At 46.3% G+C, this 9082-nt stretch carries 9 protein-coding genes; 3 read left to right on the top strand and 6 right to left on the bottom strand.

Going from position 1 to position 9082, the window contains the following annotated elements; all coding sequences use genetic code 11:
• Window positions 1-100: 100 nt before the first annotated feature.
• A complete protein-coding gene (locus OGY18_RS03465) occupies window positions 101-562 on the bottom strand; it encodes an Lrp/AsnC family transcriptional regulator (RefSeq protein WP_042111185.1) in 462 nt (153 codons plus the stop codon).
• A 209-nt stretch (window positions 563-771) separates the two neighbouring features.
• Here OGY18_RS03465 and OGY18_RS03470 point away from each other — a divergent pair, with 209 nt between their 5' ends.
• Window positions 772-2079, top strand: coding sequence for an SLC5/6 family protein (locus tag OGY18_RS03470; RefSeq protein ID WP_040031383.1), 1308 nt, complete (start codon window positions 772-774; stop codon window positions 2077-2079).
• Window positions 2080-2110: 31 nt separating this feature from the next.
• Window positions 2111-3316, top strand: coding sequence for a MalY/PatB family protein (locus OGY18_RS03475; RefSeq protein WP_171278909.1), 1206 nt, complete (start codon window positions 2111-2113; stop codon window positions 3314-3316).
• Window positions 3317-3529: 213 nt separating this feature from the next.
• Here the strand turns inward: OGY18_RS03475 and OGY18_RS03480 are convergent, their stop codons facing one another.
• From OGY18_RS03480 to OGY18_RS03500, 5 genes are read right to left on the bottom strand one after another with little or no spacing between them, the layout of a single operon-like run.
• On the bottom strand, window positions 3530-4033 hold the full coding sequence (locus OGY18_RS03480) for a 4Fe-4S binding protein (protein ID WP_225586246.1): 504 nt from the start codon (window positions 4031-4033) through the stop codon (window positions 3530-3532).
• Window positions 4034-4062: 29 nt separating this feature from the next.
• On the bottom strand, window positions 4063-4659 hold the full coding sequence (locus OGY18_RS03485) for a molecular chaperone TorD family protein (RefSeq protein ID WP_040031385.1): 597 nt from the start codon (window positions 4657-4659) through the stop codon (window positions 4063-4065).
• 43 nt (window positions 4660-4702) lie between these two features.
• On the bottom strand, window positions 4703-5476 hold the full coding sequence (locus tag OGY18_RS03490; protein WP_040031386.1) for a dimethyl sulfoxide reductase anchor subunit family protein: 774 nt from the start codon (window positions 5474-5476) through the stop codon (window positions 4703-4705).
• Complete coding sequence (locus OGY18_RS03495; RefSeq protein ID WP_040031387.1) at window positions 5469-6095, bottom strand: DMSO/selenate family reductase complex B subunit; 627 nt, start codon at window positions 6093-6095, stop codon at window positions 5469-5471. The genes OGY18_RS03490 and OGY18_RS03495 overlap by 8 nt, the downstream gene beginning before the upstream one ends.
• 13 nt (window positions 6096-6108) lie before the next feature.
• Window positions 6109-8550: a DMSO/selenate family reductase complex A subunit gene (locus OGY18_RS03500; RefSeq protein ID WP_052439643.1), complete on the bottom strand. Its 2442-nt coding sequence runs from the start codon at window positions 8548-8550 to the stop codon at window positions 6109-6111.
• A gap of 153 nt (window positions 8551-8703) precedes the next feature.
• Here OGY18_RS03500 and OGY18_RS03505 point away from each other — a divergent pair.
• Window positions 8704-9082 (top strand): hypothetical protein (locus OGY18_RS03505; RefSeq protein WP_284924407.1); only part of this gene is annotated, 379 nt, incomplete at its 3' end.

The following is a 9082-nucleotide window of genomic DNA, read 5'->3' on the forward strand; positions in this document are numbered from 1 at the left end:
ACAGCTGATAGAAACAGAAGCCACTGGAGCACCTCAAAAACACCATCATACACTAAATCAGTAAGTTGGCAGCATCACCCTATTGTTGACCACTACACATCTATTTTATAGGTAACCCCTTAAAAGATTTAATCTCCTTGATACTGAAACTGGTATTCATCTCCTTTATATTCCCAATTTTTCGTATCCTTATCATTGATACGTTGTGAAAATCATCCATATCTTTTACTACAAGATGCAGAAGATAGTCGTATCTCCCGGAAATATTATGACAGGCAATTACATTATCAATCTTCATTATTTCTGCCTCAAAATGTTGCATGCACTCCTCGGAATGAAGATCTAATGTAATATTCATGAATGCATAAAAATTGTATCCAAGGCTTTTCGGTTCGATAAAAGCCCGATAGTTTTTTATCACTTCCTGCTCTAAAAACTTTAGCCGTTTCCAGCAGGCTGGAGGGGAAAGAAAAACACGCTTGGCAATCTCAGCGTTGTTCAGCCTGCCATCTTCCTGCAAGAGCTTTAAAATCTGCATATCAACTTTGTCAAGCTTTACCATGTTCAACCTCCTGTGATAGCAATCATATTCGTAATTTTATGAAATAAAATTAACCAAATCAACAAAAACAAGAAATAAGATAAGCCATAAATTGTAAAAATAGTTAATTTTTAAAAAGATAATTAATATGCTTGCCGGGTATAATCATTTATGAAGTGCAAACCTCTGTAAATAATTACCATAAAATATCCTCACACAGGAATATACCTATGACCATATTGGAACAGAACATCGACAGGGCCTCATTGTCACCAGAAGAGTGGAAAAAACTAACCCGATTTGACAGTACAGATGTAGGATGGATTATTATAAGCATAGGTATGGCTATCGGCGCCGGGATTGTGTTTTTACCGGTCCAGGTGGGGCTTATTGGATTGTGGGTATTCCTGCTTTCTTCCATCATTGGTTATCCGGCCATGTACCTGTTTCAAAGATTGTTTATCAATACGCTGGCAGATTCGCGAGAGTGTAAAGACTATCCCGGTGTTATCGAGGGCTATCTGGGAAAAAACTGGGGAATGCTCCTCGGTCTGCTCTACTTTCTCATGCTGGTCATCTGGATATTCGCCTACCCTACGGCGTTGACTAACGATACAGCGTCGTATTTACACACGTTTGGCTTAACTGAGGGTCTTTTATCAGAGAACCCTTTCTATGGCCTAATTCTTATTACATTTCTTGTGCTTATTGCTTCACGTAGTGAAGAACTCTTGTTCAGGATTTCCTCTTTCATGGTGTTATCAAAACTGGTGGTAGTGCTTATCCTGGGGTTGATGATGGTCAGCATGTGGGACCTCTCCAAAAACATCGGTTCATTCCCTTCTTTTAGTATTTTAATCAAAAACGCCATTATCACCTTGCCATTTACGTTGACATCAATCCTGTTTATTCAGTCTTTGAGTCCGATGGTAATTTCATATCGTGCAAAAAACAAATCTATAGAAGTGGCAAGATATAAAGCGCTAAGAGCAATGAATATCGCTTTTGGTACACTGTTCATCGTTGTTTTCTTTTATGCATTATCATTCACTTTCGCCCTCGGTCACGATGAAGCTGTCAAAGCCTACGAACAAAATATTTCAGCACTGGCTATTGCCGCACAGTTTATTGAAGGAGATGCAGCAAAGTATGTGACGCCAGTTGGTGTTGCATTGAATATCTTTGCCCTGATGACTGCCTTCTTCGGCGTTTACCTCGGGTTCAAAGAGGCTGTACAGGGACTGGCGATGAACGCATTGACCCGTTTTATACCCTCAGAGAAAATCAATAAAAAAGCGCTTAACGTTGGTATTGTCATTTTCACTATCGTCATCGCCTGGGGGGCAATCGTTCTGAACCTGCCGGTTCTGCTATTCACCTCAATCTGCAGCCCCATTTTCGGCATCGTTGGTTGCTTAATCCCTGCTTATTTGGTTTACAAGGTACCCTCCCTTCACCGATATAAGGGGGGTTCTCTGTATCTGATCATCTTTACTGGCATCCTGCTCTGTATTTCTCCGTTCCTGAAATTCATTTAATCAAACATATCTGTCCAAAGAAGGTTAAATTATGAAGTACAATTTTGATGAAATTATCAACAGAAAAAATACTGATGCCCTGAACTACGATGGGTGGAGACAATATATATTCAAGGCCGACAAGAATGCCCACTTTGACTTTAAGGACGATGAATTTGTCAGAATGTGGGTTGCTGATATGGATTTTGCGACACCTCCGGAAATCCTTGCAGCGATTCAGGAGAGGCTTGATAAAAAAATACTCGGTTACACAAAAGTTTACGATGATGAGTACTATCATATTTTCCACAACTGGTGCCAGAGACGCTATGACTGGAATATAGATACCACAGAGATCGTGCTTTCACCGGGCATTATCCCTGCACTTAACCGTCTGGTACCGTTACTGACACAACAGGATGAAAGTGTGTTGATCAATACACCATCCTATACGCCGTTTAAGCAGGCTGGAGACTATAGCTATCGTCGAGTGATCTGTTCTGATTTGCTGGAACAGGACAATGAATACGTTATCGACTTCAACGATATGGAGAAAAAACTAACCGATCCTTCTCTAAATATTAAGCTGTTCATTTTATCCAATCCGCAAAATCCAACCGGGAAGGTCTGGTCAGAACAAGAATTAATGAGAATGGGGCAGTTGTGCCTTAAAAACAATGTCTGGATCATTTCAGACGAAATACATTGTGATTTACTGAGAGATGGGGTCAATCATATCCCGATGGCAAAACTGTTCCCAGACACTGATAAGATCATCACCTGTATGGCACCAAGCAAAACCTTTAATCTTGCCGGAAATCTGATGTCCCATATTTTTATTAAAAATGAAAAGGTCAGAAAAGAATGGTTACGTCTTTATGATGAGTTTCTTTCACCACTGAGTCTGGCTGCGACCAAAGCTGCCTGGTCCCGGTGCGACGAGTGGCTGGAACAATTAAAACACTATCTTGATGATAACTTCAGACTGGTAGAAAAATTTACCCAGGAGCACTTTCCTGACGCAAACTTTAAAATTCCCGATGCAACTTATCTGGCATGGATAAATATTGAGAAATACCTGCCACCGCAGGTAGACAGACAACAGCTTTCTCTCTATTTCGCCAACCAGACGGGAATACTGCTTGAAGGCGGGAACATGTTTGTAAGCAATGGAGAGGGTTACATCCGGATTAATCTTGCCTGTCCACGCGCCGTGATACAAGAAGGATTAGAGAGAATAAGAAAAGCACTGAAATAGTAAATCCCTGAAAATTTCAGCCTGATCATTCAAAAGGTCGCAGTTTAAACAATGCGACCTTTATACCGGATAATTTAGCATGTTGAATCGATTTTCGGAGACTCTCTATCGCGCTGGACGGCTCTGCATGTACATTGTCGCCTGAAAAATAATATCAGGGATATAAATAGCCTGTTAATACATCGTTTCCTCTCTTCATGACACTCTGACTCATCAATATAGTGTCACAGCATTGTGAGGGCATTGGACAACGCATTCGCCACAACCATCACAGCGTTCGTTGTCAGCCGACACCAGTCCAGACTCATTAATAAAGCAAGCCTGTCGTGGGCATACATCCACGCACTGTTTACACTGTCTGACAGGATTCACACAGGCAGAGTTACAGAACACCGGGCGCAGTCCGGTATCAAAACGAGACTGCACGCGTAGCGCGTCACTCGAACATGCTGCGATACACAAACCACAGCCATCACAACTGGCATATTCAATCATCAGTTGCGGGTAACCGTCTTCATGTCTGGACAGGACTCCCATTGGGCAGACATCAATGCACTGACTACATTGGGTACACTGGGTAATGAACTCCGCATCAGGAACCGCCCCTGGCGGCAGCGAATGTCCCAGCCGGGTAGACAGTACTTCTGGCGTTGTGTGCTTTGCCGCGCTGACAAATGCACGAAACAGTCCGCGCCGACTGACGTGCCGGTGAGCCATCAATTCATGATAATATTTCTCTGATTTGTTCATCCGAAATACAGCCGCTTCACCGCAGGTTGCAACGCCCGTTGCTGTTGCAAATCCTGCAAATAGCGCGAGGTCACGGCGGCAAGGCGAGCATAGAACGGACTCACCCTGTTGCCCTGCAGACGTTCAAGATAGCGATATCCCCACGGTAACAAATAAACCTCTAACAGCTGATTAACTGCTGCATCTTTTCCAGCATCAAGTATCGCACTGCAGGCTAACAACATCAGCCCAAACTGATCTTCCGGCTCATTTTGACCCGAATTAAAAGTCATTCCCTGAGACTGCAGAAACGCCCGGTACTCAGCGGTGGTATTGCCCATTAGCAGGTTATCGCGTTCCAGCCAGACAGATCCCCAGGGTGGCACGGGCATTTCGCCCTGTCCTTCAAACAGCACGGAGAATTGCCATGCCAGTTCATCATTATCGGGAAACGGCCAGTCTGCGCACAGTGAAGCTGTCCCCGCAGGGTCGCGCCATGGGTACAGTTCCGACAGAGTGGGCAGACAGTCGAAAAGTGCTTTCACCTCTGGTCGTTCCGGAGAGTAGTAAAACAGTGCACCGAGGATCCTCGGTAATACAATATTGGGGGACATCCTGAATTCTCCTGAAAACAGAGCGGCTACAGCCGCTCACAGATTACATCGGCAACGTCCACAGATTGTAGAATGCGATCCTACCCACCAGTTCCGCAGCGATAACCACCAGTGACGTGGTCGCCAGAACGGCCACATTAGTTTTGAGTCGTACCCAGGCCAACACACCGACAATGCCGACAGCCAGCAGTACAACCTGAGCAGTGAACCAACTGGATTGAGCCGCAGTTAGCACCCCATCAGCATCCATAAGCGTCAAAATATAACCTGGACGCAGGCAGAAGCTGACCAGAATCGCCAGCACGCTCACCAGCAACCCCAGGCGCAGACCAAACAGTCCGGCCAGAATGCCGCCACCGATCATCGGAGTCAGGACCATCATCACCGTAGTGTAAGATGTCCGCCAGGTGACCACCGTCGGCAACTGATAGATTTGCGGGATGGCGAAGATAAAAACCACCCCCACCGCAGCCGCCAGCCACACCAGTCCTTTACATAACGAAGCTGCTCCACGATTGAGAAGCAACCCCAGTGCGCCCAGCCCGCCAAGTGTCGCAAACACCGCCGATAACACGATTTCGTTGCTCATCGGTGAATGGCCCACTCGCAGCAACATATTCAATGCTCGTAAAGGCTGGCCTACATGGAAAATGCCCAGCAACACCCCAACGCCAAACAGACACATCGCAGAGAAAAGACCAACGGCCATACGCTGCCTGTCAACCTGCCCCAGGGTGCCGCCAATCAGCAACAGAATAAACGCGCCAACTGCGCTCTGAGTAAAGACGGTAAAAAAGACCAGAGGTAACTCATGCATTGCGCACCTCACTCATGTTCACGATGGCCCCTTCCTTGTCTCCCGTCGGGCGGGCCTTCGGATGGGGTTTAATAATAAGGTTAGGATGAGTAAACGATGCGGCGGGTAACGGCGCGATTTCATTCTCAGTGCCATATTTCTTCCGTAACTCATCGATCGGCCCGAAATCCAGCGCGCGCTGTGGACAAGAGTCCACACAAATTGGTCGCAGATTTTTCTCCAGTCGATCAAGGCAACCATCGCACTTACGCATCACTTTAGCCTGAGCATCAAATTGTGGCGCGCCATACGGGCAGCGCATTTCGCAATAACGGCATCCGACACAAATATTGTCATCGACCAGCACCAGTCCGTCCTCTTCACGTTTGTGCATCGCTCCGGTAGGACATCCAGAGACACAAACCGGTTCATCACAGTGGTTACAAGCAATAGAGAGGTAGTAGGTAAAAGTGTCGTTGTGCCAGCTTTCTCCTTCTTTCACCCAACTTCCGCCGCCATATTCATATACCCGACGGAATTTCGGTCCCACGTCCAGATCTTTATTATCCTTGCAACTAACCTGGCAGGTTTTACAACCTGAGCAACGCGAGGAGTCAACATAAAAGCCATACTGTTTCATTGCGGATCACTCCTTAAGCGCGTTTGATTTCAACCAGGTTGGTATGTTGCGGGTTCCCTTTTGCCAGCGGCGACGGCAGGTGGCTGGTCAACGTGTTAATACATCCGCCCACGTCCACACCGTTGCTGTCCAGTCGGGTCCACGCGCCTTGCGGCATTGCCACCACGCCCGGCAGAATGCGCTGTGTCACCTTGCAGGGGATCTCCACCACACCGCGATCGTTGAATACATGGATCATATCGCCTGATTTCAACTGACGCGTGTTGGCGTCTATCGGGTTGATCCAGACTTCATCCGGTACCGCTTCATGCAGCATCAGCACACTGGCATATGTTGAGTGCGTGTGACCTTTGGTGTGAAAACCGCTCATCTGTAGCGGATATTTTGCTGTCAGACTCTTGTTCAGATGGGACTCTGTCACTACACAAAATTCAGGAACAGCCGGAATGCGATCTCCTTCCGGTAGTGTCCAGGCTTTAGCCAGTTCCGCCAGAGTGTGCGAGTAAATCTCAATCTTCCCGGAAGGTGTCGTCAGTGGACTGGCAATCGGATCATGGCGGAAATCAGCAAGGATAATACTGTCCTCATCACGAGTACTTTGCTGATCGATAACCCCCATATTCATTGCAACTTCCCATTCAGGCAAATATGATCGCTTCTCTTTAACTTGTCCGTAATGCTTCGCCATCCACTCTGCCTGGGTACGCCCCTCAGTAAAACGCTCTCTCACCCCAAGATGCCCCGCAATATCTGCACAGATATCATAGGTACTGCGTACTTCCCACATCGGTGTGATCGTTTTTTGCATTGCAATCATGTAATGATGAGAACCGGCTGCATAGGAACTGTCCACCAGATCCTCGGCTTCTAAGTAGCTAGTTTCTGGAAGAAGGATATCGGCAAAGCGGGCACTGGCAGTCATATGGTTATCAATAACCACGATAGTTTCGCACAGGCTGTCATCTTCAAGTATTTTGCGTGTACGATTGATATTTCCATGTTGATTCAGAAGTGCATTCCCGGCCTGGTTGAAGAACAGTTTAATACCAGTTTTCAGTTTATCCGCGCCTTTGACCCCCATAGTGGTGGCTGTCATTTTTTCCGGACTTTGAATCGCATCTGTCCACAGATAGCAGGGGATTGACACCTTAACGGAATTTTCACCAATCGGCAGAGCAGGAACACCATAAGGTGTTCCGTATGTCCAGTTCCCATTGTTGGTTCCTGGCAATCCAAAATGACCCGTCAGGGCAGGAAGTATCTGAACCGCTCTGGAAGTCTGTTCACCATTCGCATGACGCTGTGGTCCCCATCCCTGAGCAATGAAACAGGCCCGAGCTCCGGCCATTTCACGTGCCAACTGGCGAATACGAATTGCCGGGATGCCACAGATATCTGCCGCCCATTCAGGTGTTTTTTCGACGCCGTCATCGCCGTTACCCAGAACATAGTCTTTATAACTGGCGTTTGGTTTCGCTGCTTCTGGAAGGGTGCTACGATCATAACCGACACAATAAGTATTGACTCGTTCTTCGTCGATCAGATTTTCTTTTATCAACGTGTGTGCAATAGCTGCTACCAGTGCAGCATCGGTTGTAGGGCGAATTGGTAACCATTCAGCATGTTCTGTAACAACAGAGTCTGTATAGCGCGGATCGATAATAATCACCCGGGCGCCTGATATTTCCAGCGCACGGCGCAGTTCTTCAACTTGCCCACCACCGGACATCCGAGTCTCAGATAAATTCAGACCAAAAAAAACCACAAGGTCAGAATGCGCAATCTGGCTAAAATGACTGGCAAACTGTACTCCTGTAGCACCATACGTGTAAGATGTGGCGGTAAAGTTTTGAGCGTTTGAGTAATTATTGTAATACTGCAGAAAACCGCCATTCAGGTTCAATAACCTCTTCCATGCGGGGGTTCCTTGATTATGATAATACGCGCCAGATTGATAATTAAAATAGATTGCTTCATTTCCATATTTTTCAGAAACGCGCTTTAATTCAGCGGCAATAAAGGCTGTGGCCTCATCCCATGAAATGCGTTTAAATTTCCCTTCTCCGCGTTTACCAACGCGTTTCATCGGATATTTAATCCGGTCAGGGCTGTAAACTCGCCAGCGGCTGGAACGACCTCGCAGACAAGGACGGATTTGGTGTTCACCGAATACCGAATCATCCTTAGCATCTTCCGGTTCAATTCGCACAATCCGATCATCTTTAACTATGACTTTCAGTGCACAGCGGCTGCCACAGTTTACTAAGCAGGCACTATGTCTTATGGTTTCAATTCCCTCCTTTCCCGTAGCCGATGTAGTATCAGCTGCATTGAGAGTAAACGGCAGGGTCAGTGTGCTTGATGCTGCAACCGCAGCACTAATTTTGGTGGTGTTCACAATAACCTGTCTGCGGGACAGGTCCTGTTGTAATAGCTCATTAATTATTGTTTTCATGTAATTCCCATAACCTCTGAAATAGCTTCCTGTATATAGCATTACATTGGGTTATAAGAGTGTTATTGACAACAATCAATTAATACACAATCACGAAGATATAATTTTTATTACTGAGAAAGACAGACCGGTAACTTTCAAAGAAGTTGTCGTATGTTCATACTACCCAGCGTTCTTTTTTCGGGTTTAGCGATACAGTTTCTATCTGTGACCAGTTTCGAGTTTGTTGTGACCAGCGATCCGGATTCGTTTTCTCGCTGTTTCGTAGATAATTTTACGGCGGGCGAGGATCCCTATATTCTCCCCTCGATGTTATTCATCCGGTGTTACATACCTTATTCCGGTAAGGCGATGCTGGATGTTGTACCACGCAACCGAACCCATTGCGCGGCCATTGAGGGCAGTATTGCAGCATTCTGTAGAAGGGGTCAGTTTGGAGATCGGAAATTTTTGGGCACTGTTGCAAAGTTAGCGATGAGGCAGCCTTTTGTCTTATTCAAAGGCCTTACATTTCAAAAACTCTGCTTACCAG

Origin of the sequence: Citrobacter sp. Cpo142, from assembly GCF_030332425.1 — a bacterium.
Lineage (GTDB): Bacteria > Pseudomonadota > Gammaproteobacteria > Enterobacterales > Enterobacteriaceae > Citrobacter > Citrobacter portucalensis.

Coding starts and splice junctions, on each gene's coding strand:
- OGY18_RS03465 (WP_042111185.1), bottom strand. CDS start 562: ATGGTAAAGCTTGACAAAGTTGATATGCAGATTTTAAAGCTCTTGCAG.
- OGY18_RS03470 (WP_040031383.1), top strand. CDS start 772: ATGACCATATTGGAACAGAACATCGACAGGGCCTCATTGTCACCAGAA.
- OGY18_RS03475 (WP_171278909.1), top strand. CDS start 2,111: ATGAAGTACAATTTTGATGAAATTATCAACAGAAAAAATACTGATGCC.
- OGY18_RS03490 (WP_040031386.1), bottom strand. CDS start 5,476: ATGCATGAGTTACCTCTGGTCTTTTTTACCGTCTTTACTCAGAGCGCA.
- OGY18_RS03500 (WP_052439643.1), bottom strand. CDS start 8,550: ATGAAAACAATAATTAATGAGCTATTACAACAGGACCTGTCCCGCAGA.
- OGY18_RS03480 (WP_225586246.1), bottom strand. CDS start 4,033: ATGGCTCACCGGCACGTCAGTCGGCGCGGACTGTTTCGTGCATTTGTC.
- OGY18_RS03485 (WP_040031385.1), bottom strand. CDS start 4,659: ATGTCCCCCAATATTGTATTACCGAGGATCCTCGGTGCACTGTTTTAC.
- OGY18_RS03495 (WP_040031387.1), bottom strand. CDS start 6,095: ATGAAACAGTATGGCTTTTATGTTGACTCCTCGCGTTGCTCAGGTTGT.